This window comes from Amycolatopsis sp. 195334CR, from assembly GCF_017309385.1.
Classification (GTDB): domain Bacteria; phylum Actinomycetota; class Actinomycetes; order Mycobacteriales; family Pseudonocardiaceae; genus Amycolatopsis.
The window spans coordinates 1726789-1749243 of the sequence record NZ_JAFJMJ010000002.1 but is presented as its reverse complement, the minus strand read 5'-3'; the positions used below and the strand labels follow the sequence as shown (position 1 = coordinate 1749243).

Below are 22455 nucleotides of genomic sequence, written 5' to 3'. Positions count from 1 at the left end.
CGAATGTGGCTTTCGAGACGCACAACGTCTCGAAAGCCACATTCGTGACAGTCGGGTCAGAGGCCCAGTGCGTGCACGCCGCCGTCGACCATGATCATCGAGCCGGTGGTGGCCGGCAGCCAGTCCGAGAGCACCGCGCAGATGGACTTCGCCACCGGCGTCGGGTCCTCGGTGTTCCAGCCGAGCGGGGCGCGCTCGCCCCACGAGTCCTCCAGCTCGCCGAAGCCCGGGATCGACTTCGCCGCCATGGTCTTCACCGGACCGGCCGAGACCAGGTTCACCCGGATGCCCTTCGGCCCCAGGTCCCGCGCCAGGTAGCGGTTGACCGACTCCAGCGCCGCCTTCGCCACGCCCATCCAGTTGTAGGCGGGCCACGCCACGCGCGCGTCGAAGTCCATGCCGACCACCGACGAACCCTCGCCGAGCAGCGGCAGCACCGCGGCGGTCAGCGACTTGAACGAGTACGCCGAGACCTCCACCGCCACCGAGACGTCCTCGCGCGGGGCGTCCAGGAACGGCGCGCCCAGGCAGGTCTGCGGCGCGAACCCGATCGAGTGCAGCACCCCGTCCAGCCCGTCGACGTGCTCGCGGACCCGGTCGGCCAGGGTGGCCAGGTGCTCGTTGTCCTGCACGTCCAGCTCGATCACCGGCGCGGGCTCGGGCAGGCGCTTGGCGATGCGCTCGACCAGCGACATCCGCCCGAACCCGGTGAGCACCACCTTCGCGCCCTGCTCCTGCGCCACCTTCGCGGCGTGGAAGGCGATCGAGCCGTCGGTGATCACCCCGGTGATCAGCAGGCGCTTGCCTTCGAGCAGTCCGGTCACAAATACCTCCAGGTTGGTGGGAAGAGAGTCAGTGGCCCATGCCGAGGCCGCCGTCGACGGGCAGCACCGCACCGTTGACGTACCCCGCTTCGTCGGACGCGAGGAAGCGCACCGCCGCGGCGATTTCAGCAGGCTCGGCGTAGCGGCCGGAGGGGATCGTGGCGAGGATCTCCTTGCGGCGGTCCTCGGGCAGTTCGTCGGTCATGTCCGTGGTGACGAAGCCCGGCGCGATCACGTTGGCGGTGATGTTGCGCGAACCCAGCTCCCTGGCCAGCGACCGGGACAGGCCGACCAGCCCCGCCTTGCTCGCCGCGTAGTTCACCTGACCGGCCGAACCGGTCAGCCCCACCACCGAGGAGATGAACACGAACCGGCCCCAGCGCGCCTTCAGCATGGCGCGGCTGGCGCGCTTCGCGACGCGGTACGCGCCGGTCAGGTTCGCGTCGACCACCCGGGTGAACTGCTCCTCGCTCATCCGCATGAGCAGCGTGTCGTCGGTCATGCCCGCGTTCGACACCAGCACCTCGACCGGGCCCTGGTGCTCCTCGACCTCCTTGAACGCCGCGTCGACCTGCTCGGTGTCGGTGACGTCGGCGCGCACGCCGAACAGGCCGTCGGGAGCTCCCGAGCCGCGGTGGGTCACCGCGACCTTGTGCCCCTGCGCCGCGAGATCGCGCGCGATCGCCAGGCCGATGCCGCGATTACCCCCGGTGACCAGAACGGACCGTCCCACGTATGCACTCCCTAGCCCTCGTGCCGTTGCTGACGCACGAAGGTTATCCAGCCGCGATCCGCCGCCCGCAGCCGCGCCACCTCTACTCGCTGGTAGCCGCCGTACGGCACAATGCGCGGGAAAGCTCGAGGTGGAGGGACCGGCCGTGCGTGTGCTGCTCGTCGAAGACGACGACGGGATGGCCGACGCCCTGGCCGAGTCGCTCGACGCCCGCGGGCACGTGGTGACCAGGGCCGCGTGCGGTGCCGACGCGCTCGACCGGCACGCCGGCGCCGACCTGTTGCTGCTGGACCTCGGCCTGCCGGACACCGACGGGCTGGAGGTGCTGCACCGGATCCGCCAGGTCTCCGCGGTCCCGGTGGTGGTGCTCACCGCCCGTGACGACGAGCGGTCCGTGGTCCAGGGCCTGCGCCTCGGCGCGGACGACTACCTCACCAAGCCCGTGCGGCTCGCCGAACTGCTCGCGCGCATCGACGCGGTGCTCCGGCGGGCCCGCGAGGGTGCCGGGCCGGAGGTGGTCCTGGTCGCCGACGTGGAGATCGACCTGGCCGCGCGGCGGGTGCGGGCGGGCGGTGCCGAGGTCACGCTGACCACGAAGGAGTTCGCCCTGCTGGCCGTGCTCGCCGGGCACCGGGGCACGGCGGTCAGCCGCCAGCAGCTGATGGACGAGGTGTGGGGCGACGCCAGCCTCGCCGTGTCGCGTTCGCTCGACGTGCACCTGACCCAGGTGCGCGCGAAGCTCGACCGGCCCGGCCTGCTCACCACCATCCGCGGCTTCGGCTACCGGCTCGGGGACTGAGCCGGTGCGTGCCCGCCTGCTCGTCGCGCTGCTGGTGTTCGCGCTGGTCGCGGTCGCCGGCTTCGCCGTGCCCCTGCTGTCGGCGACCGCCGAGCAGCGCACGCAGCAGCTGGTGATCAGCCGCAACGCCGACGTCGACCGCTTCGTTCTGCTCGCGCAACAGGCCGTCGAATCCGGCGACACGGCCATGCTGCGCACCGAAGCCGAAGCGTATAGGACGTTATACAACGAACCGGTGCTGGTGGTCGACGCGCACCGGCGGCCGCTGGTGGAGAGCCCGGACCTGGGCCTCGACCAGCCGCCGGTGCGCGAGCTGGTCGAAGCCACCCTGCGGAACCAGGCCACCCCGGCACCGGAGACGCTGAGCCCGTGGTCGGCCGATCCGGTGATGTTCGCGCGGCCGGTCGGCCCGAGCACGCGGGTGGCCGGGGTAGTGCTGCTGCGGGCGTCGGTGGACATCGCCGCGGCCGACGTCGGCCGGCGGTGGCTGCTGACCGGGCTCGGCGCGGTCGCCGCCGCACTCGCCTTCGCGGCGCTCGCCTGGCTGTTCGCCCGGTGGGTGCTCAAACCGTTGCGGCAGCTGGAGGACGGGGTGCTGGCGGTGACCGGTGGGCGGCGCGCCCAGGTCCCGGCCCGCACCGGGCCGAAGGAACTGCGGGTGCTGGCCGGGGAGTTCAACCAGATGTCCGACGCCGTGCTCGAATCCGCCGAGCAGCAACGGCGGATGGTCGCCGACGCCTCGCACCAGCTGCGGAACCCGATGGCGGCGCTGCGCCTGCGGGTGGATTCACTGGCACCGCGGGTCGACGAGCAGGGGCAGCGCGCGTACCACGCCACGGTGACCGAAGTGGAGCGACTGGAGTCCTTGTTGGACGGTCTGCTCGCGCTGGCCGTCGCCGAAAGCACGGCGACGAGGGCGGCGGCCGCGGGTTCGCCGGAGCACGCCGATCTGGGGAACGTGGTCGCCGAACGGGTGGACACCTGGCGGCCGTCGGCCGATCAGTCCGATGTGGACATCAAGGTGGGTGTGCTGCCGCCGGTGTTGTTGCGCTGTCCCGAATCGGATCTGGCGCAGATCCTGGACGTGCTGCTGGACAACGCTATCGGCCACGGTGGTCCCGAAGTGGCGCTGAGCGCGTCGGTGCACGATGACCGCGCGGTACTCCTGGTGCGCGACAACGGTCCCGGACTGTCCGAAGAGGAGCGGGCGAAGGCCACCGAACGCTTCTGGCGCCGCGGCGGCGACGGCGCCCCGCGTGGAACGGGCCTCGGCCTCGCCATAGCGGAACGGCTCACCTCCGCGCACGGGGGCGTCTTGAGCCTGCACGCCACCGACCCGCACGGCCTGACGGTACGAGTGGAGTTTCCGGTGGTGACCCCATGAGGCGCCACGACCTGCCGCTCGCCGGGGGTAGCCCCATCGGGCGCCGCAGCGTGCTGCTCGGCGGGGTGGCCCTGCTCGCCGCCGGGTGTGCGACCGGCGGGTACCGCGGCCCCGAGCGCAAGGTGACCATCGCCGCCGGGGAGCGTGGTGGCTTCTACCTCGCCTTCGCGCAGTTGCTCGCCGCCGAGATCACCAAGGCCGAACCCGACCTGCACTGTGAAGCGGTGGTGACCGAAGCCAGCGTCGCCAACGTGACCCAGCTTCGCGAGGGCACCGTCGACCTGGGCCTCGTGCTGGCCGACGTGGCGCAGTCCGCGGTGCTCGGGCAGGAGCCCTTCACCGCCCCCGTGCCGCTGCACGCGCTCGGCCGGGTCTACGAGAACTACCTCCAGGTCGTCGTCCGCGCCGACGGCCCGGTCCGCGACCTGGCCGGACTCGCCGGGCGCCCGGTGGCCATCGGCTCGCGGTTTTCCGGCGCCGCCTTCCTCGCACAGCGCCTGCTCACCGTGTCCGGCATCGAGGTCCAGCCGAGCACGCTCCTGCTCGACGACGCGCTCGCCGCGCTGCGCGAGCGCCGGGTCGACGCCCTGGTCTGGTCCGGCGGCGTGCCGACCCCCGCGATCGCCGAACTCGACCGCGAAACCCCGATCCGGCTGCTGGCCCTCGACCGCGCGCTGCCGGTGCTGCGCTCGGTGCACGGCCCGGTCTACGAACAGGTGCGCGTCCCGGCCAGTGCCTACGAGGGCGTCGGCGACGTGCCCACCATCGGCACCGCGAACCTGCTCGCCTGCTCCCCCGCGCTGCCCGACGACGTGGCCGCCGCCGTGGTGCGCGTGCTGGTCAACCACGCCGCCGACCTGGTGCCCGCCGAAGCCGTCGGCGCGCAGTTCCTCGACGTCCGCACGCTGATCGGCACCGGCGAGGTCCCGCTGCACCCCGGTGCCGTGCGGACCTACCGCGAACTGCACGGCTGAAACGCCGGGGAAACACGCCCTTCGGTTCGATCGCCGCATGAACCCCTCACGACGTGCCCTCTTCGGCATGGCGGCCGCCGTCGGCGGCGCTCTCGCCCTGCCCGGTACCGCGGCGGCCACGCCCGTTCCCGGTGCCATGCTGCCCGGTGGCCGCTACGACCGCTACCTGCGCCGGCTCGCCGACGCCGACCAGTTCTCCGGCACCGTCCAGGTCGCCTACCGGGACCACCCGGTGCTCACGCGCTCCTACGGCATGGCCGATAAGGAGCAGGGCATTCCGAATCGGACGGACACCGTGTACGCGCTGGCGTCGGCCTCGAAACCGTTCACCGGACTGGCCGTGGTGCAACTGGCCGAACAGGACAAGCTGCGCTTCCACGACACGCTGGGCATGCACCTCGGCGGGTTCGCCGCCGACGTGGCCGGGAAGGTCACCGTCCACCACCTGCTCACGCACACCTCCGGCCTGGCCCACCCCGGCCCCGCCGGGCCCGAGCACATCTTCACCAGCGTCGAGGAACGCACCGCGTACCTGGCGCGGCGCACGCGCGAGATGGTGCTCAAGGACGCGCCCGGCACCACGAAGGCCTACAACAGCCCGGCCTACGACCTCCTCGGCGAGCTCGTCGCCACGGTGTCCGGGAAACCGTTCCACACCTACGTTCTCGACCACATCTTCACCCCGGCGGGGATGGGCCGTTCCGCCTACCACACCCGGCCCGAATGGCTCAGCGATCCGCGCATCGCCCACCCCTACGCGCTCCAGGCCGACGGGTCGCGTGTGGACTGTGTGCGCCACCTCGACAAGGGCGCGGTGCTCGGCGGCGCCCCCGGTTCGAACTCGGCTCGCGGGTTCATCGGATCGGGCGGTGGCAACGGTTTCTCCACCGCACCCGACCTGCTTTCGTTCGCCCGCGCGCTGCGCGAGGGCAAGCTGCTCGGCCGCGCGTACCACGAGCTGTACGTCAACGGGAAGATCAGCGCTGCGCCGATGGGACCAGTGGATCCGTTGCGGGGCGAGAGTTTCCACGCTTACGGCCCGGTCGCGGGGTTGTACCGCAAGCAACGCGTGCTCGGGCACGGCGGCGGGATCGCGGGTGGCAGCACGAACTGGTCGATCTACCTCGACCGCGACTGGACCGGTGTGGTGCTGTGCAACTACGACCTCGACGTCGAGGCGATCATCGCCGAGGAGCGCGAGGCCGTGCTCGGGTAGGGGGTGCGCCCGGCGAGCAACCCCTGTTGCGCCGATCGCATCTTGATCAGCGGTCAACGGAGGCGGTTGTATTCCGGGCACAATTCCACACCGGCCACGGAGGAACCGCGATGACCCAGTCGATCCCGCTGTCCGATCCCACCTCGACCCGAGCGAAACCGTGGCGGCTGGTGCTGCTGTCCGGGCTGGCCGGGGTGGTGCTCGCCGTGCTGTGGTCGCCGCACCTGGTGGACAAGGTGATCGCGGGCGGCATCGCCGGCCCGATCTTCGGCGAGGACCTCGGCGCGGTGACCATCTCCGGGTCCGGCATGGCCATCGCGTTCGCCTTCGTCACCGGGATCGCGGGCATGTTCACCGCGTGCAACGTGGCGGTGTTCAGCGCGCTCGCGCCGCTGGCCACGCAGCCGGGTGACACCCGGAGCCGGGCCTTGGCGCTGCTGCGCCCGATCGGCCTGCTGCTGGCGGGCGCGGTGGTGGTCTCGGGGCTCTACGGGGCGATCGGCGTGCTGTTCAGCGACGGCATGCCGCAGTTGTCGTCGGCCAGGCTCGGGGACCCGGAGACCGGGCTGGCGGTCCGGATCCTGCAGGCGGGGATCGTGTTCAGCCTGATCGGGCTGATCATGGTGTGGCGCGGGCTGAGCTACGCCGGGATGGCGCGCAACCCGCTGGCCGGGCTGTTCGCCCGCCGTCCCGGCGCCGAACTGGTGTTCCTCGGCGCGCTGATGGGCGCGTTCCTGATCGGGCGGCCGTACCCGCCGTTCCGCAAGCTGTACGAGTACGCGGCGTCGACCGACAACCCGCTGCTGGGTTTCCTGACCTTCGCGCTGCAGTCGGCGGGCAACATCGCCGGGGTGGCGGTGTTGTTCCTGGTGGTCACCCTTGCCACGCGGGGCCGGTTCCAGCGGTGGCTGACCCGCTCCCCGGGCCGCGCGGCCCGCATCTCGGCGGCGGCCTTCATCCTCGTCGGCACGTTCTTCGTCTTCTACTGGGGCGTGAAACTGGGCTACCGCGCGGGCGTGCTGTGGTGGCCGAACATGCCGTACAACTCCTGATCGCGGGGCGCGAGTCAAGCGGTTCAAGCGGCGGAGCCGCTTGCTGTGGGCCGCCAGCTCGCACCGCAGCGGGTTCTCAGGCGGCTCCTCGCGAGGACAGCTTCACCGTGGTGAATCGGTTATTCATGAGGTGGAGATCCCGGAGCGAGAAGACGCCTGAGGTTCCGCCACCCGCACCGCCACGCAAACCACTGTCCAGCACTCTCTAGGGTGGGCGGGTGTTCCGCATTCTGTTCTACCGGCCGGAGATCCCGCCCAACACCGGCAACGCCATCCGGCTGGCGGCGAACACCGGGTGCGAGCTGCACCTGGTGGAGCCGCTCGGGTTCAACTTCGAGGAAAGCCACCTGCGCCGCGCCGGGCTGGACTACCACGATCTGGCGGTGGTCCGGGTGCACCCCGATCTCGACGCGGCGTGGGCGGCGCTGCTGCCCGCGAAGGTGTACGCCTTCACCACCGCGGGCAGCAGGCTCCACACCCAGGTCGACTTCGCCGCCGGTGACGTGCTGATGTTCGGGCCGGAGTCGGCCGGGCTGCCGCCGGAGGTGCGGGACGCGCCGGAGATCACCGACCGCGTCCGCCTGCCGATGCGACCGGCGAACCGGTCGCTCAACCTGTCCAACAGCGCGGCCATCGCCGTCTACGAAGCCTGGCGCCAGCACGACTTCGCCGGTTCCTAGACCACGGCGGGCTCGTCGGTGGTCGTGGATCCACCGGCTCGGGTCGGCCCCGGACCGGGCCGCGCGCTTCATCGCCACGGCAGCCGGGCGACCGGGCCGGGGGCCTGCCAGCCACCAGCCCGGGTTCCCCGCTTGACGGCTACGGCAGGCGCTGGCCGATGAACAGTGAACTGCCCACCCCGGCGAAGAGCACCAGCGTGCCCAGCACCACCCACGGCCTGCTCGCGTCGGCGTCCTTGGTCTCGTAGCCGATCTGCTCACCGAGGTTCGCGTAGACCTGCTTGAGTTCCTCGGCCGTCGCCGCCTTGTAGAACTCGCCGCCGGAGAGCTTGGCGATCTCCCGCATGGACTCGTCGTCCACCTCGACCGGGACCTGCTCGCCCTCGATCTCCACGGTCCCCCGCGAGGTGCCGAACGAGATGCTGGAGATCGGCACCTGCGCCTGCCGCGCGGCCTGTGCGGCGGTGAACCCGCCCCGCGGCCCGTACGGGTCGTCGGTCGGCACGGTCTGCTTGCCGTCGGTCATCAGCACGATGCGCGCCGGCGGCGGCCCCTCCGCCCCCGCGATCACCGACGAGAAGCCCTCGATCGACTGCAGCGCGGCGAACACGCCCTCGCCGGTGGCGGTGGACTGCGCGAGCTTGAGGTTGTCGATCGACTTGACCACGTTGACCCGCTCGGTGGTCGGCGCCACCAGCACGGTCGCGGTGCCGGCGAACGAGATCAGCCCCAGGTTCACCCCGGGCGTGAGCCCCTGGGCGAACGAGCGCGCCGCCTCCTGCGCCGCCTTGATCCGGCTCGGCTCGACGTCGGTGGCCTCCATCGACAGCGACACGTCGATCACCAGCATCACCGTGGCGCGGTTGCGCGGCACCTTGGCCTCGGCGGTCGGCCCGGCCAGCGCCACGGTGAACAGGATCAGCGCCACGGTGATCAGCGCGGCGGGCACGTGCCGGACCCGGCGCTCGCTCTTCGGCGCCACCTTCTCCAGCAGTTCCAGGTTGGAGAACCGCAGCGTGCGGCGGCGGCGCAGGCGCTGCACCACCACGTACCCGGCGACCACCCCGGCCACCGCGATCAGCAGCAGGAACCACCACGGCGCGGCGAATCCGGTCAAGCTCATGCGACACCTCCCGACCATCCGCGCTTGCGGGCCACGACGAAGCGGACCATGTCCGCGATCCAGTCCGAATCGGTGCGCAGCACCAGGTGCCCGGCCCCGGCCCGCCGGATCCCGGCGGCCACCTCGGCCCGGTGCGCCCTGGCCGCCGCGCCGAACTCCTTGCGCAGCAACGGGGTCGCGTGCACCTCGCGCTGCCGCCCCGACTCCGGGTCGGCCAGCACCACGGTGCCCACCTCCGGCAGGTCGAGGTCACGCGGGTCGAGCACCTCGACCGCGATCAGCTCGTGCCGCGCGGACAGCCCCCGCAGCGGCCGCTGCCACTCGGTCCCGCCGAGGAAGTCCGAGATCACCACCACCAGCCCGCGCCGGCGGGGCGGGCGCCGCAACTGCTCGATCGCGCCGGGCAGGTCACCCCGGGTGCCCTCGCCCGCGCGCGGCGTCTCGGCCACCTTGCGGACCAGGCCGCGCGCGTGGGCCAGCCCGCCGCGCGCCGGGATGCGCTGGGTCTGCGCGCCGGTGGAGACGATGGCGCCGATCCGGTTGCCGCCACCGCCGGTCAGGTGCGCGATCGCGGCCATCGCGCAGACCACCAGGTCCCGCTTCTCGCACAGCGCGGTGCCGAAGTCCAGGCTGGCCGACAGGTCGGCCACCACCCAGGTCTCCAGCTCGCGGTCCGCGACGGTCTCGCGGATGTGCGGCACGGTGGTGCGCGCGGTGACCGCCCAGTCCATCCGGCGCACGTCGTCACCGGGCTGGTAGGGCCGCGCCTCGCCGGGCTCGGACCCCGGCCCGGGCACCAGCCCGAGGTGGTTGCCCTGCATCAGCCCGTCGAGCCGCCGCCGCACGTCCAGCTCCAGCGTGCGCAGGCCCGCTTCGAGCCGGTCGCCGGTGAGGATCGGGGGCGCCCAGCGCGGGCGGTCGTCGTTGGTCTCCTTCGCCGAAAACATCGACCTCGCCGCTTACCTGACCGGCGCGCCCGCCGGCACCGGCTGCTGCGGCGGGCCGCCCTGCGGCCGGGCCGAGACCTGCGGCAGCGGCACCGTCTGCAGCACGCGGGTGATGATGTGGTCCAGCGGCACGCCGTCGGCCAACGCGTCGTAGGAGAGCACCAGCCGGTGGCGCAGCACGTCCGGCACCACGTCCACCACGTCCTGCGGCAGCACGTAGTCGCGGCCACGGACCAGCGCGAGCGCCCGCGAGGCGGCGATGATGCCGAGGCTGGCGCGCGGCGAGGCGCCGTAGGACACCCAGCCGGCCACGTCGGTCAGGCCGTGCTCGGCCGGGGTGCGGGTGGTCAGCACCAGCCGGACCACGTAGTCGACCAGCGCGTGGTGCACGAAGACCTGCGAGGCCACGCCCTGCAGGCGGACCAGCTCGGCCGGGCTGAGCACCTCGTGCGGTTCCGGCGGGGTCACGCCCATCCGGTAGACGATCTCGCGCTCCTCCTCCGCGCTGGGGTACTCCACCACGATCTTGAACAGGAAGCGGTCGCGCTGGGCCTCGGGCAGCGGGTAGACGCCCTCGTTCTCGATCGGGTTCTGGGTGGCCAGCACCAGGAACGGGTCGGGCATCGGGAAGGTCTTGCCGCCGATGGAGACGTGCCGCTCGGCCATCACCTCGAGCATCGCCGACTGCACCTTGGCCGGCGCGCGGTTGATCTCGTCGGCGAGCACGAAGTTCGCCACCACCGGGCCGAGCTCGACGTCGAAGCGCTCGGCGCCCTGGCGGTAGATCCGGGTGCCGAGGATGTCGGCGGGCACCAGGTCGGGGGTGAACTGGACGCGGGAGAAGGACCCGCCGACCACCCGCGCGAAGGTCTCCACGGCGAGCGTCTTGGCCACGCCCGGCACGCCTTCGAGCAGCAGGTGCCCCTTCGCCAGCAGGCCCACCAGCATGCGCTCGACCAGGCGGTCCTGCCCGACGATGATCCGCTTCACCTCGAACACGGTGCGCTCCAGCAACTGGGCGTCCCGCGCGGGGGTTCCTGGTTGCTGACCGGGCACGCCCTCGGCGTAGCCGGGATCGGTCACGGGTGCCTCCTAGACGAGTTCTCTGCAGATGGTGCCGCCACCGTAGTCAACCCGGGTGGCGGTATGACGGCTGTGAAGACGCGATCACCGCGTGCCGCGCAGCCGGCGCAGGTCTTCGGGGGTGTCCACGTCGGCCGCCTCGCCCGGCGCGGCGGCAACCTCCACAATGGACAAATCGCCCAGTGCCCGGCGCAGCGCGGCGCCGGCGGGTTCGGCCGGGACCGCGGCCCGCAGCGCCGCCGCGCGCCACACCCCGGCCAGCCACTGGCGGTGCCCGCAGTCGACCAGCAGCGCCCCGTCGGCGGCACCGCGGGCGGTGCGCAGCCGGTCCACTGTGGACGAGGTGATGCCGGTCAGGTCCCCGGCCAGCAAGGCGATCTCGGTGGCGTCCGGGAGCAGGGCGAGCCCGGCCGCGAGCGCCGCGACGGGACCACCGCCGGGCGGGTCCTCCCTCGCCCAGCGGACCCCGGGCAGGCCGTCGCGCGGCGGTCCGACGACCACGGTGTCCGCTGCGCCGGCGTCGCCGAGCGCGGCCAGCACGCCGCCGAGCAGCGACCGGCCGCCGACCTCGAGCATGGGTTTGTCCACGCCCCCCAGGCGCCGGGCTTCACCACCCGCGAGCACGATCCCGGCGAACACCGGCCCAGCATGCCACAGCCCCCACCGCCCCCGGCGCACGCTGTGAATGATGCTCCTATTGAGGTCAAGGGGTTGTTGTGAGGTTGGCCATGTCTGTGGTGATGGTTCGGTGGATTTCGCGTGCGACGTAGCGTTTGAGGCAGCGGATGATGTGTCGTTTGGGGAGGCCTTCGCGGGTGCGTCGTTCGAGGTAGGCGCGGGTGCGGGGGCAGTGGCGCAGGCGGACGATCACTATTCGGTGGAGGGCGGCGTTGGCGTGGCGGTCGCCGCCGCGGTTGAGGCGGTGGCGGTTGTTGCGGCCGCTGCTGGCGTCGATCGGGGCGGTGCCGCAGAGGTGGGCGAACTGGGCTTCGGTGGTGATGCGGTCGGGGTTGTCTCCGGCGGTGGCCAGGAGCTGGGCGGCGGTGTCGGGGCCGACGCCGAACACGGCGGTGGTGGCGGGCAGGACCTGGCGGGTCAGGGTGTTCAGGTCGGTTTTGGCGTCGGTGATCTCGGTGGTGAGGTCGGTGATGCGCCGGGCGAGGCGGCGGAGCGCGGTTTTCGTGGCGTTGACGGGGCTGGTGAGGTCGGTGCCGGGGCGCAGCCGGGCGCAGGCCCTGATCAGGGTTGTGCCGGTCAGGCCGGACAAGGATTCGCGTAGCGGGGCGGGGGCGGTGACGATCAGGGCGTGGAGCTGGTTGAGCGCGGCGGTGCGGGATTTGACCGCGCTGGTCAGCGCGGTGCGCAGGGCGGTGATCGCGGCGGCGGGCCCGGTGCCGGCTTTGGGGGTGGCCTCGGCGTGGCCGGCCAGGACGGCGCGGGCGGTGTTGATCGCGTCCTGGGTGTCGGTCTTTCCCTTGCGGCGGCGGGCATGCCGGTCGGGCTGGTTGACCTCCACCACCGTGACACCCTCGCCGGCCAGGTAGCGGGCCAGGCCCGCGCCGTAGGAACCGGTGCCCTCGACACCGGCCGCGGACACCGTGCCGAACCCGGCCAGCCAGGTGCGCAGCGCGGTGTAGCCGGCGGTGGTGGCCGGGAAGGTGTGCGTGCCCAGTACCCGGCCGACAGGATCGAGCGCGGCGGCGGTGTGGGTGTCTTTATGGGTATCGACCCCGGCGATCACCGCGGTGTGCTGGGCAGTGTCGACGCCGGTGTGCTGATCAGTCATCCTGGTCTCTGCCGTCCCGTGGTGTTCAGTGGTCAGGGAGGGCACGTACCGGGCCAGCAGGGGTGGACAGCACAGTGATGGGTGTCCTGGTGGCACAGGCTCCTATCAAGTCACATCCCCTGGCCTGGTGACGTGCACGAACGGAGACCACCCCGGAACCGGCAGATCATTCGCAAGACAACCCCGGCCAGGGCATCAGTGGCTTTCCGGGCCAAGCCCCGGGGCAGCCCCCGTCCATACACACCATCATCACTGTGGCTTTCACTGCCGATTCCGCTGTGAAAGCCACATTCACACCACTTGGCCGGGGCTGGGGGCCGGGGGCCGGACGCTAGCGGCCGCCGGTGTCGGCGAGGCGGCGCGGGGCCCGCCACGCCCACGCCCGTTCGGTGAGCCGGGCGAACAGCGCCGGGTCGACCGCGGCCAGGTCGACTTCGAGCAGCAGCCGCCGCTGGCGGAGCAGGCCGCTGAACACGGCCGGGTCCTCCTCCACCGCGGCGCGGACGTCGGCCTCCTTCAGGTGCAGCTGGGCGCGGGTGCCGTCGGCGACCACCGCGGCGAAGGTCCGCCCCCGGACCTGGAAGCTCGGCGTGGTCCCCTGCCCCGCCTCGGTCACCTCGGGCAGCGCCATCGCGATCCGGCGCACCTCTGCTGGTCCCAGCATTCGATCTCCCCTGTCGACACGGTCGGGCAACGTATGCCCGGACGTCGAACGGGGAGACCCGGAATCGACAGCTCAGCCGATGAGCCGGGTGGCGTAGGGCATGATGCCGCCGTAGCGCACCGGCGAGACCTTGACCACCGAACCCGAGTGCGGTGCCTCGACCATCTGGCCGTTGCCCAGGTAGAGGGCCACGTGGTGGATCCGGCCACCGCGGCCCCAGAACAGCATGTCGCCGCGGCGCATCTGCGACAGCGGCACCTTGGGCCCGGCGTTGTACTGGTACCCGCTGTAGTGCGGCAGCCCCTTGACCCCGGCGAAGGCGTAGATCATCAGCCCGGAGCAGTCGAAGCCGATCTTGCGGTAGTCGCCGTGCGCGTCGGCGACCCCGCCGTCGCGGATGCCCCTGGTCGGCCCGCTCTGGTTGCCACCGCCCCAGGCGTAGACCACGCCCAGCTGCGACATCGCCCGCGCGACCACCGATTCGACGCCCCGCCCGGCGGGTGCGGACGGCGCCGACGGCCTGCCCGCCGAACCACCGTTCTTCTTCGACCCGCCACCGGGCGCCGGCTGCTGGGCCAGCGCCGCCTTGCGGGCCTGCTCCTCTTCCTCGGCCTTCTTCTGCGCCTGCCAGTCCTCGTACCGCTGGCGCTGCCCCTCCAGGCCGCTGACCTTGGACTGCGCCTCGTAGAGCTGCTTCTCCACGCCGGACTTCTCGGACTCCAGGCGCCCGTTCTCGGCTTCCTGGTCCTGCTGGGCGCGGACCGCCTCGTTCTGCGCGGCGTCGGCGTTGCTCTTGGCGCGCTCGGCGGCCTCCTGCTTCTCGCGGGCGACTTCGAGCTTCTTGCGCGCCTCGGCGTCCTTGTTGGACTTGTCGGTCTGCGCGCGCTGCATGCCCTCCAGCGCGTCGACCTGGCTGCCGCCGACCGCGTCGAGCAACTGGGCGCGGGCGAGCAGGTCCTTCGGGCTGTCCGAGCCGATGTAGGCCGAGACCGAGCCGATGGTGCTGCCCTGCTGGTAGCTCGCGCCGACGAACTTGTCGAGGTCGGCCCGCGCGTTGTCCACCGAGGAGGCGGCCGCGTCGGCTTCGGCGCCGGCGGACTCGGCGTCCCGCTGGGCCGCGCTCGCCTCGTCCTGCGCGGTCTCCATGTCGACGCGGGCCTTGTTCGCGTCCTCCATCTTGAGCTCGACGTCGGCCTGCAGCTCGCCGAGGCGGGACTCGGCCTCGGCGAGCCGGTTGGTCAGCTTGCCGACCTCACCGGCCCTGGCGTCGGCCTCGTCGCGGCTGCTGTCGAGCTCGGAGTCGCTCGGGTTCGGCGGGGGCGGCGGCACGGCCACGGCCGTTCCGGTCCCGCCGAGCAAAAGCACCACGCTGAGTGAGCCGATGGCGGCCCAACCCGCCCGCGCGCGCCCGCTGCGTTTCACCCGCCACCTCCGACCGTCCTCAAACGACACCCGGTGACCTGCGCTTACGCAGGCCCCCGCGAGCACTGTGCCACCTGAGCCCCACAATGACCACCAGTCACACGCGAAACTTGGGTCTCGTTGATCACTTTTCCCCCGATCCGGGGATGCGCCGAACCCGGACGGGGGTGAACCAGGACCCGGTCTCGCGCGTCCAAGCCGCACCGACCGTGAACCCGAGGAGAGATCCCGTGCCGAACCGCTCGATGGCCACCAAGGTGCTGGCCGCCTCCGCCGCCGCGGGCCTGGTGCTCGCCGTGGTGGGCAGCTTCCTCAGCTGGTTCCGCTCGGGCTCGGTGAACCGCAGCAGCTACCAGCTGGTGGGTCTGATCGACCGGTTCGACCTGACCGAGAACACCTTCGTGCTGCTCGCGCTGCGGGTGTGGATCGTGGTCCCGCTGCTGGCCGCGGCGGCGATCGCGCTGCTGGTGCTCGGGGCCACCCGCACCGGCGCGGTGGTGACCGTGGTGCTGGCGATATTCGTGGGAACCGCGGCGGGGTTCGCCGCCGTCCAAGGGGGTGATGAGGGCGGACCCATCGGCGTAACACCGCTGGGACCCGTCACGACTACCATCGGCACGCTGGTCGCCGTCATCGGGGCGCTCGGCGCGGTCATCACGGCCGCGGTGGGCCGGCGCCAGGTACAGAGGAATCGAGGGGTCTCGTGACCAGTCCAGGACAGGGCGGCCAGTGGCCGCAACAGGGCGGCGAAGGGCAGCAGGGCGGTCAGGAACACCCGCAGCAGTACCCGCCGACGGCACAGCATTTCTACCCGCAGACCGGGGAGCAGCAGTTCTACGCGCCGCAGACCGGTGAGCAGCCGCAGCAGCAGTACCAGCAGCAGCCGCCGCAGACGGCCGAGCAGCAGCAGTACCAGCACACGGCCGAGCAGCAGTACGCCCAGCAGCCGCAGACGGCCGAGCAGCCGTACGCCCAGCAGCCGTACGCCACCGGGCAGCAGCCGTACCAGCAGTACGGCCAGGAGCAGTACGCCCAGCAGGGCCAGTACCAGCAGCACGCCCAGGAGCAGTACTACGGCCAGCAGGCCAGCGGCGGCTACCCGGTGCCACCGGCGGGCGGCCCCGGCGGACCCGGCGCGGCCAAGCCCAAGAAGGGCCTGATCATCGGCCTGGTGATCGCCCTGGTGGTGGCGGTCGGCGGCGGGGTGACCTGGTTCGCGCTGGCGCAGAGCTCCTCCGGTGGCGCCGAGACGCCCACCCTGGCCGCGCAGAACCTGGCCAACACGATCAGCTCCGGTGACGTGGTGGGCCTGCTCGGCACGCTCGCCCCCGCCGAGGCCTCGCTGTTCACCGACCCGATCGAAGAGGCCGCCGCCGAGCTCAAGCGGCTGGAGATCATCCGCCCGGAGGCCGACCCCAAGGCGCTGTCCGGCATGGAGATCAAGACCGAGAACCTGGTCTTCGACGAGTCCCAGCAGCAGCAGGTCAACGACCACCTGACCATCACCAAGCTGACCGGCGGCAAGATCACCGTCACCGCGGACTTCACCAAGATCCCGCTGACCAAGGACTTCCTCGACGCCGCGCTCGACGCCGACGACGTGCCCTCAGGCCCGGAGACCGAGACGATCGACATCGCCGAGGAGGTCCGCAAGAACAAGGGCGAGCCGGTGCGGATCGCCACGGTCAAGGTCGACGACGCCTGGTACCCCAGCCTGCTCTACACGATCGCCGACTACGCGCTGCTCGAGGAGAAGACCGAGTGGCCCGCGCAGGGCATCGCGGCCAACGGCGCGGCCAGCTCGAACGACGCGGTCAAGGAGCTGCTGCAGGCCGCGCTCGACGCCGACATCAAGCGCGTGATCGAACTGCTGCCGCCGGACGAGATGGGCGCGCTGCAGGACGCCGGCCCGGCGATCCTCGAAGCCGCGGGCAAGGAGCGGCCCAGCGGCGCCAAGGTGCTGAAGCTGGAGACCGAGAGCAGCAGTGTCGGCGGCGGGACGCGCGCCACGCTGACCGCGCTCGAACTGCAGGGCCCCGACGGCGAGGACTTCAAGCTGTCCAAGGACAGCGACTGCTACTCGGTGACCATGGAGGGCCGCACCGAGCGGATGTGCGCCTCCGAGCTGGCCGACCTGATCGAGAGCGAGGCCGACGGCTCGATGCCGCCCGCGGTCAAGCAGGCGCTGACCAGCCTCGGCACCGGCATCCTCAAGCAGGGCGTCGGCGTGATCACCACCGAGGTCTCCGGCAAGCACTACGTCAGCCCGATCCGCACGCTGAACGAGCAGGGCATGACCATCCTGCGCAGCCTCCAGCCCGAGGACATCAAGGCGCTGCTCGACCTGGCCAAGTAGGCCTCCCGCGAAAAAGCCCCCGCGAGCCTCGCGGGGGCTTTTTCGCGTTCCACCGGCGTGGCGGCTTGAACCAAAAAAAGGACAAGCGTACTGTTTGTGGCGGACACCGATGCCAGCCTGCCGCTGCGGGCGCGGCGCCGGTACGCAAGACTCGGCGGTGGTCGACCCGAACGACCGCACCGAACACACCGAACTGACCCGGGACGACTCACAGGTCCGTCCATGCCCATGGAGTTAGACGTGACTGCACCAGCCAGCAAGGACAGCTTCGGCGCGCGTGACACGCTGAAGGTCGGCGACGCCTCGTACGAGATCTTCCGCCTGGACAAGGTCGACGGCTCGAAGCGCCTGCCCTACAGCCTGAAGGTTCTCCTGGAGAACCTGCTCCGCACCGAGGACGGCGCGAACATCACCGCCGACCACATCCGCGCGCTCGGCGGCTGGGACCCGAAGGCCGACCCGTCCACCGAGATCCAGTTCACCCCCGCCCGGGTGATCATGCAGGACTTCACCGGCGTGCCCTGCGTGGTGGACCTGGCCACCATGCGCGAGGCGGTCACCGACCTCGGCGGCGACCCGGACAAGGTCAACCCGCTGGCCCCGGCCGAGCTGGTGATCGACCACTCGGTGATCATCGACGTGTTCGGCAGCGCCGACGCCTTCGAGCGCAACGTCGAGTTCGAGTACGGCCGCAACAAGGAGCGCTACCAGTTCCTGCGCTGGGGCCAGGGCGCCTTCGACGAGTTCAAGGTGGTCCCGCCGGGCACCGGCATCGTGCACCAGGTCAACATCGAGCACCTGGCCCGCACGGTGATGGCCCGCAACGGCCAGGCCTACCCCGACTCCTGCGTGGGCACCGACTCGCACACCACCATGGTCAACGGCCTCGGCGTGCTGGGCTGGGGCGTCGGCGGCATCGAGGCCGAGGCGGCCATGCTGGGCCAGCCGGTCTCCATGCTCATCCCCCGCGTGGTCGGCTTCAAGCTCACCGGCGAGATCCCGGCCGGCGTGACCGCCACCGACGTGGTGCTCACCATCACCGAGATGCTGCGCCGCCACGGCGTGGTCGGCAAGTTCGTCGAGTTCTACGGCGAGAGCGTGGCCGAGGTGCCGCTGGCCAACCGCGCCACCATCGGCAACATGAGCCCCGAGTTCGGCTCCACCGCGGCGATCTTCCCGATCGACGACGAGACCGTGCGCTACCTCAAGCTGACCGGCCGCTCCGCCGAGCAGGTCGCGCTGGTCGAGGCCTACGCCAAGGAGCAGGGCCTCTGGCACGACCCGGCGCACGAGCCGGAGTTCTCCGAGTACCTCGAGCTGGACCTGTCCACCGTGGTGCCCTCGATCGCCGGCCCGAAGCGCCCGCAGGACCGCATCGAGCTGACCGACGCGAAGTCCTCGTTCCGCAAGTCGGTGCACGACTACGTCGACGGCGAGCAGGTCGCCCCGCACACCAACGTGGACGAGGCGGTCGAGGAGTCCTTCCCGGCCAGCGACCCGGCGGCGCTGTCGTTCGCCGACGAGGACGCGGTCAGCCTGGTCTCCGCGGCGAACGGCGCCTCCGGCCGCCCGAGCAAGCCGGTCCGGGTCAAGTCCGACGACCGCGGTGAGTTCGTGCTCGACCACGGCGCCGTGGTGATCGCCTCGATCACCTCGTGCACCAACACCTCCAACCCGTCGGTGATGCTGGGCGCGGCCCTGCTCGCCCGCAACGCGGTGGAGAAGGGCCTGACCGTCAAGCCGTGGGTGAAGACCTCGATGGCGCCCGGCTCCCAGGTGGTCACCGACTACTACGAGAAGGCCGGTCTCTGGCCGTACCTGGAGAAGCTCGGCTACCACCTGGTCGGCTACGGCTGCACCACCTGCATCGGCAACTCGGGCCCGCTGCCCGAGGACATCTCCGCGGCGGTGAACGAGAACGACCTGACCGTGGTGTCGGTGCTCTCGGGCAACCGGAACTTCGAGGGCCGGATCAACCCGGACGTGAAGATGAACTACCTGGCCTCGCCGCCGCTGGTGATCGCCTACGCGCTGGCGGGCACGATGGACTTCGACTTCGAGGCGCAGCCGCTGGGCACCGACGGTGACGGCAACGACGTGTTCCTCAAGGACATCTGGCCCTCCACCAAGGAGATCCAGGACACCATCGACTTCGCCATCACGCAGGAGATGTTCACCAAGGACTACGCCGACGTGTTCGACGGCGGTGACCGGTGGAAGTCGCTGCCCACCCCCGAGGGCAAGACCTTCGACTGGGACGCGCGGTCCACCTACGTGCGGAAGCCGCCGTACTTCGACGGCATGGCCGCCGAGCCGTCGCCGGTCACCGACATCTCGGGCGCGCGCGTGCTGGCCAAGCTGGGCGACTCGGTCACCACCGACCACATCTCCCCGGCCGGCGCGATCAAGCCGGGCACCCCGGCCGCGCAGTACCTGACCGAGAACGGCGTGGACAAGAAGGACTTCAACTCCTACGGTTCCCGGCGCGGCAACCACGAGGTGATGATCCGCGGCACCTTCGCCAACATCCGGCTGCGCAACCAGCTGCTGGACGACGTGCAGGGCGGCTACACCCGCGACTTCACCCAGGAGGGCGCGCCGCAGGCGTTCATCTACGACGCGGCGCAGAACTACGCGGCGGCGGGCACCCCGCTGGTGGTGCTCGGCGGCAAGGAGTACGGCTCGGGCTCGTCCCGTGACTGGGCGGCCAAGGGCACCTCGCTGCTGGGCGTGCGCGCGGTGATCACCGAGTCGTTCGAGCGCATCCACCGGTCGAACCTGATCGGCATGGGCGTGATCCCGCTGCAGTTCCCGGAGGGCGAGTCGGCTTCGACGCTGCACCTGGACGGCACGGAGACCTTCGACATCGAGGGCATCACCGCGCTGAACGACGGCGAGACCCCGCGCACGGTCAAGGTCACCGCCACCAAGGAGGACGGCTCGAAGGTGGAGTTCGACGCGGTGGTCCGCATCGACACCCCCGGTGAGGCCGACTACTACCGCAACGGTGGCATCCTGCAGTACGTGCTGCGCAAGATGACCGCCTGAGCCACGCGGGCCTCCGCCCGCCCCGGCTGACCGCTATGAGTGGGGCATTACTTGCGTTGATTGCAAGTAATGCCCCACTCATTGCATTGGGGTCACTCCTCGGGTGAGGTGGCGCAGTCGCGGCCCTCGTCCGGGCGGCGGTCGACGGCGTGGCCGAGCGCCCGCAGCGCCACGTTGACCAGCACCACGACGCCCGCCCCGGCGGCCGCGACGCCGTAGAGCCCGGCCCCGGCGAGCGCGCCCACCGCGGCCGAGCACCACAGCGTGGCCGCGGTGTTCAGCCCGCGGATGTTGGCGCCGTCGCGCAGGATCACGCCGGCCCCGAGAAAGCCGATGCCGGACACGATCTGCGCGGCGACCCTGGTCGGGTCCGCGTTGCCGAGACCGTCGAACCCGTGTGCCGACAGCAGCACGAACAGCGTCGAGCCGACGGCCACCAGCGTGTTCGTGCGCAGGCCGGCCATCCTGGCCCGGAACTGGCGCTCGAACCCGATCGCCGCACCGAGGCCGACCCCGGTGCCGACGCGCAGCAGTACTTCGAAGAAGGTCATCACGACCTGCCTTTCCGGCGTGCGCACACAAACCGGACAAGACGCGGTAAGGCCGTGGATCAGCCCCGCACGGTGAAGCGCGGCGTCACGGCCCCTCCAGGACTGTCCTCTGGCATGTGCCGCTCACCTCGCTTCCGTTTCCCGTGGTTGATCAGGGCCGGTCGACTGTACCTCAGTCCGTCGCGAAGACCGGGTCGAAGGGCGCCACGTCCGGCTGGAAGACCTGGCCGGGAGCAGGCGCTTTCAGGTCGATCAGGTAGTCGGCTGTGAGATCGTCCACGCCCTGCGAGTCACCCAGGATGCAGTGCCCGAACGCGTCGACCGAGACCAGCCGCGCGTTGCCGAGCTGCTGGGTCATCCGCTTCGAGAACTCGTACTGGGTGGCCGGGTCGTAGTAGTTCCCGATCACCAGCACCGGCGTGGCCACCTTCGCCTGCCACGGCCCGGCGTAGACGTCCTCGTCCCCGGGCCAGACCGGGCAGCCCGCCGCGTCGGAGAACGCCTGGACCCGGCCGAAGGTGCGCGACTCCTTCTCCCACGCCGCCGCGATCTCGGGCAGCTTCGACTGCTTGTGCTTGAACCGCTTGTCCGAGCAGTTGACCGCGAAGTACGAGTCGTCCGAGGTGTACGGGGTGTCGGGCTGCACGTCATAGCGGGCGCGGTTGCCCGGCGTGGTCAGCACCGGCACGTCGGCCGCGGACAGCACCTTCGCGGCCGGCGGGTGCAGCACCTCGTAGACCTGCTGCAGCTGCTCGGCGAGCGAGGCGAACTGGGAGAAGTTGTACAGGGCGCTGCCCACACCGTTGGTGAACGAGTGGATGTCGACCTGCCCGCCGCCGGGCAGCGGGATCGGCTGCCCGCGGAGGTGTTCGCGGATCTCGTCGAACTTCTGCCGCGGGCCACCGGCGCTGAACGCGCACTTCGCGCCGACGTTCGCGCACTCGGTGAGGTAGGCGTCGAGCGAGAGTTCGAAGCCGCGCGCGCGTTCCCGGTCGTACTGCAGGCCGTCGCTGGTGCGCAGCTTGGGGTCGACGTTGCCGTCGAGCACCAGCGCGCGGGTGGCCTTGGGGAACATGTTCGCGTAGGTCGCGCCGATCAGCGTGCCGTAGGAGAAACCGACGTAGGTCAGCTTCTGGTCGCCGGCGGCCGCGCGGAGCAGGTCCAGGTCGCGGACCACGTCCTTGGTGGACATGTGGTCGAGCAGGCTGCCCGCGTTGCGGTCGCAGAACTCGCCGTACTCGCGGTAGGCGGCCAGCGAGTCGGACATCTCGGCGCGGGTGATCGGCACCGCCACCTGCTTGGCGAACACGTCGGCCTGGTCCTCGGCGGTGGTGAAGCAGCGCAGCGGGTTGCTCGTGCCGACTCCGCGCGGGTCGAAGCCGACCAGGTCGAACCGGTCCAGCACCTCGGGTTCGAGGTAGCGGTCGGCGCTGATCGGCATGCGCAGGCCGGGGCCGCCCGGGCCGCCGGGGTTCAGGAACAGCGAGCCGATCTTCGCCGCGGGCTGGCGGGCGTGCCGCCGCAGCAGCGAGATGTCGATGGTGCCGAGGGCGGCGTTGTCGTGGTCGATCGGCACGCGGTAGTAGGCGCAGCTGAAGTTCTGGTGCTGTTCCGGCGGCACCCCGGTCAGCGTCGCGGGCGGGCAGGGTTTCCAGGCGATCGGCGCGGCGGCCGCGACCGGTTCGAGCGCGGCCGGTGCGGTGGTGGCGCCCGCGGTGGCGGGCAATCCCGCCAGCACGAACCCCGCCACCACCACACCGGTGAGCACGCGTCTGCGCACCGGCCCTCCCGTGGATTGGAACACGACTTCTCC

Annotated in this window: 19 protein-coding genes and 1 pseudogene; 9 read left to right on the top strand and 11 right to left on the bottom strand. The window is 71.3% G+C overall.

The features are described 5' to 3' along the window. Positions 1-56 precede the first annotated feature (56 nt). Both fabI and fabG read right to left on the bottom strand, forming a co-directional pair. Entirely contained in the window at positions 57-824 is a 768-nt protein-coding gene (gene fabI / locus JYK18_RS31260; RefSeq protein WP_206807018.1) for an enoyl-ACP reductase FabI, read from the bottom strand. A 28-nt stretch (positions 825-852) separates the two neighbouring features. Continuing rightward, positions 853-1557: a beta-ketoacyl-ACP reductase gene (gene fabG / locus JYK18_RS31255; RefSeq protein ID WP_206807017.1), complete on the bottom strand. Its 705-nt coding sequence runs from the start codon at positions 1555-1557 to the stop codon at positions 853-855. A 145-nt stretch (positions 1558-1702) separates the two neighbouring features. On the opposite strand from fabG, the gene JYK18_RS31250 reads away from it, so the two are divergent. The 6 genes from JYK18_RS31250 to JYK18_RS31225 all read left to right on the top strand — a co-directional run bounded on the left by JYK18_RS31250 (position 1703) and on the right by JYK18_RS31225 (position 7662). Beyond that, positions 1703-2356, top strand: a complete 654-nt coding sequence (locus JYK18_RS31250; RefSeq protein WP_206807016.1) for a response regulator transcription factor — start codon at positions 1703-1705, stop codon at positions 2354-2356. A gap of 4 nt (positions 2357-2360) precedes the next feature. Continuing rightward, positions 2361-3740 (top strand): HAMP domain-containing sensor histidine kinase, encoded by a 1380-nt coding sequence (locus JYK18_RS31245; RefSeq protein ID WP_206807015.1) that lies wholly within the window; start codon positions 2361-2363, stop codon positions 3738-3740. Then, the gene (locus JYK18_RS31240; RefSeq protein WP_206807014.1) at positions 3737-4714 is read left to right on the top strand and encodes a TAXI family TRAP transporter solute-binding subunit; all 978 of its coding nucleotides are present in this window, start codon (positions 3737-3739) and stop codon (positions 4712-4714) included. Before JYK18_RS31245 ends, JYK18_RS31240 begins: the two co-directional genes overlap by 4 nt. Before the next feature lie 37 nt (positions 4715-4751). Continuing rightward, on the top strand, positions 4752-5930 hold the full coding sequence (locus tag JYK18_RS31235) for a serine hydrolase (protein WP_206807013.1): 1179 nt from the start codon (positions 4752-4754) through the stop codon (positions 5928-5930). Between the two features lie 110 nt (positions 5931-6040). Continuing rightward, on the top strand, positions 6041-6982 hold the full coding sequence (locus JYK18_RS31230; RefSeq protein WP_206807012.1) for a hypothetical protein: 942 nt from the start codon (positions 6041-6043) through the stop codon (positions 6980-6982). A 218-nt stretch (positions 6983-7200) separates the two neighbouring features. Continuing rightward, complete coding sequence (locus JYK18_RS31225) at positions 7201-7662, top strand: tRNA (cytidine(34)-2'-O)-methyltransferase (RefSeq protein ID WP_206807011.1); 462 nt, start codon at positions 7201-7203, stop codon at positions 7660-7662. A gap of 139 nt (positions 7663-7801) precedes the next feature. Here the strand turns inward: JYK18_RS31225 and JYK18_RS31220 are convergent, their stop codons facing one another. From JYK18_RS31220 to JYK18_RS31190, 7 genes are all read right to left on the bottom strand, one after another. Next, complete coding sequence (locus JYK18_RS31220) at positions 7802-8785, bottom strand: VWA domain-containing protein (RefSeq protein ID WP_206807010.1); 984 nt, start codon at positions 8783-8785, stop codon at positions 7802-7804. Next, a complete protein-coding gene (locus tag JYK18_RS31215) occupies positions 8782-9732 on the bottom strand; it encodes a DUF58 domain-containing protein (RefSeq protein WP_206807009.1) in 951 nt (316 codons plus the stop codon). Before JYK18_RS31215 ends, JYK18_RS31220 begins: the two co-directional genes overlap by 4 nt. Before the next feature lie 12 nt (positions 9733-9744). Next, entirely contained in the window at positions 9745-10815 is a 1071-nt protein-coding gene (locus JYK18_RS31210; protein ID WP_206807008.1) for a MoxR family ATPase, read from the bottom strand. Between the two features lie 84 nt (positions 10816-10899). Further along, complete coding sequence (locus tag JYK18_RS31205) at positions 10900-11493, bottom strand: NTP transferase domain-containing protein (RefSeq protein ID WP_307796138.1); 594 nt, start codon at positions 11491-11493, stop codon at positions 10900-10902. Positions 11494-11518: 25 nt separating this feature from the next. Beyond that, positions 11519-12601 (bottom strand): IS110 family transposase, encoded by a 1083-nt coding sequence (locus JYK18_RS31200; protein WP_206807007.1) that lies wholly within the window; start codon positions 12599-12601, stop codon positions 11519-11521. A 331-nt stretch (positions 12602-12932) separates the two neighbouring features. Further along, entirely contained in the window at positions 12933-13265 is a 333-nt protein-coding gene (locus JYK18_RS31195) for an MmcQ/YjbR family DNA-binding protein (protein ID WP_206807006.1), read from the bottom strand. A gap of 72 nt (positions 13266-13337) precedes the next feature. Next, positions 13338-14687 carry an NlpC/P60 family protein gene (locus tag JYK18_RS31190; RefSeq protein ID WP_206807005.1) on the bottom strand — a complete coding sequence of 450 codons (1350 nt, stop codon included), beginning with the start codon at positions 14685-14687 and terminating at the stop codon, positions 13338-13340. Between the two features lie 230 nt (positions 14688-14917). On the opposite strand from JYK18_RS31190, the gene JYK18_RS31185 reads away from it, so the two are divergent. From JYK18_RS31185 to acnA, 3 genes are all read left to right on the top strand, one after another. After that, positions 14918-15394, top strand: a complete 477-nt coding sequence (locus JYK18_RS31185; RefSeq protein WP_307796137.1) for a hypothetical protein — start codon at positions 14918-14920, stop codon at positions 15392-15394. Next, on the top strand, positions 15391-17043 hold the full coding sequence (locus tag JYK18_RS31180) for a flagellar basal body protein FliL (protein ID WP_242582264.1): 1653 nt from the start codon (positions 15391-15393) through the stop codon (positions 17041-17043). Before JYK18_RS31185 ends, JYK18_RS31180 begins: the two co-directional genes overlap by 4 nt. A 240-nt stretch (positions 17044-17283) precedes the next feature. After that, positions 17284-20091, top strand: coding sequence for an aconitate hydratase AcnA (gene acnA, locus JYK18_RS31175; protein WP_307796136.1), 2808 nt, complete (start codon positions 17284-17286; stop codon positions 20089-20091). A 116-nt stretch (positions 20092-20207) separates the two neighbouring features. Here acnA and JYK18_RS31170 read toward each other — a convergent pair. Continuing rightward, positions 20208-20642: pseudogene (locus tag JYK18_RS31170) on the bottom strand (MgtC/SapB family protein); the annotation flags it as partial. Positions 20643-20814: 172 nt separating this feature from the next. Continuing rightward, on the bottom strand, positions 20815-22422 hold the full coding sequence (locus JYK18_RS31165) for an alpha/beta hydrolase (RefSeq protein WP_307796135.1): 1608 nt from the start codon (positions 22420-22422) through the stop codon (positions 20815-20817). Between the last annotated feature and the right edge of the window lie 33 nt (positions 22423-22455).

What these genes read in the sequence shown, in the direction of transcription:
- JYK18_RS31240 (WP_206807014.1), top strand. Translation starts at nt 3,737, where the DNA reads ATGAGGCGCCACGACCTGCCGCTCGCCGGGGGTAGCCCCATCGGGCGC.
- JYK18_RS31235 (WP_206807013.1), top strand. Translation starts at nt 4,752, where the DNA reads ATGAACCCCTCACGACGTGCCCTCTTCGGCATGGCGGCCGCCGTCGGC.
- JYK18_RS31230 (WP_206807012.1), top strand. Translation starts at nt 6,041, where the DNA reads ATGACCCAGTCGATCCCGCTGTCCGATCCCACCTCGACCCGAGCGAAA.
- JYK18_RS31220 (WP_206807010.1), bottom strand. Translation starts at nt 8,785, where the DNA reads ATGAGCTTGACCGGATTCGCCGCGCCGTGGTGGTTCCTGCTGCTGATC.
- JYK18_RS31215 (WP_206807009.1), bottom strand. Translation starts at nt 9,732, where the DNA reads ATGTTTTCGGCGAAGGAGACCAACGACGACCGCCCGCGCTGGGCGCCC.
- JYK18_RS31200 (WP_206807007.1), bottom strand. Translation starts at nt 12,601, where the DNA reads ATGACTGATCAGCACACCGGCGTCGACACTGCCCAGCACACCGCGGTG.
- JYK18_RS31195 (WP_206807006.1), bottom strand. Translation starts at nt 13,265, where the DNA reads ATGCTGGGACCAGCAGAGGTGCGCCGGATCGCGATGGCGCTGCCCGAG.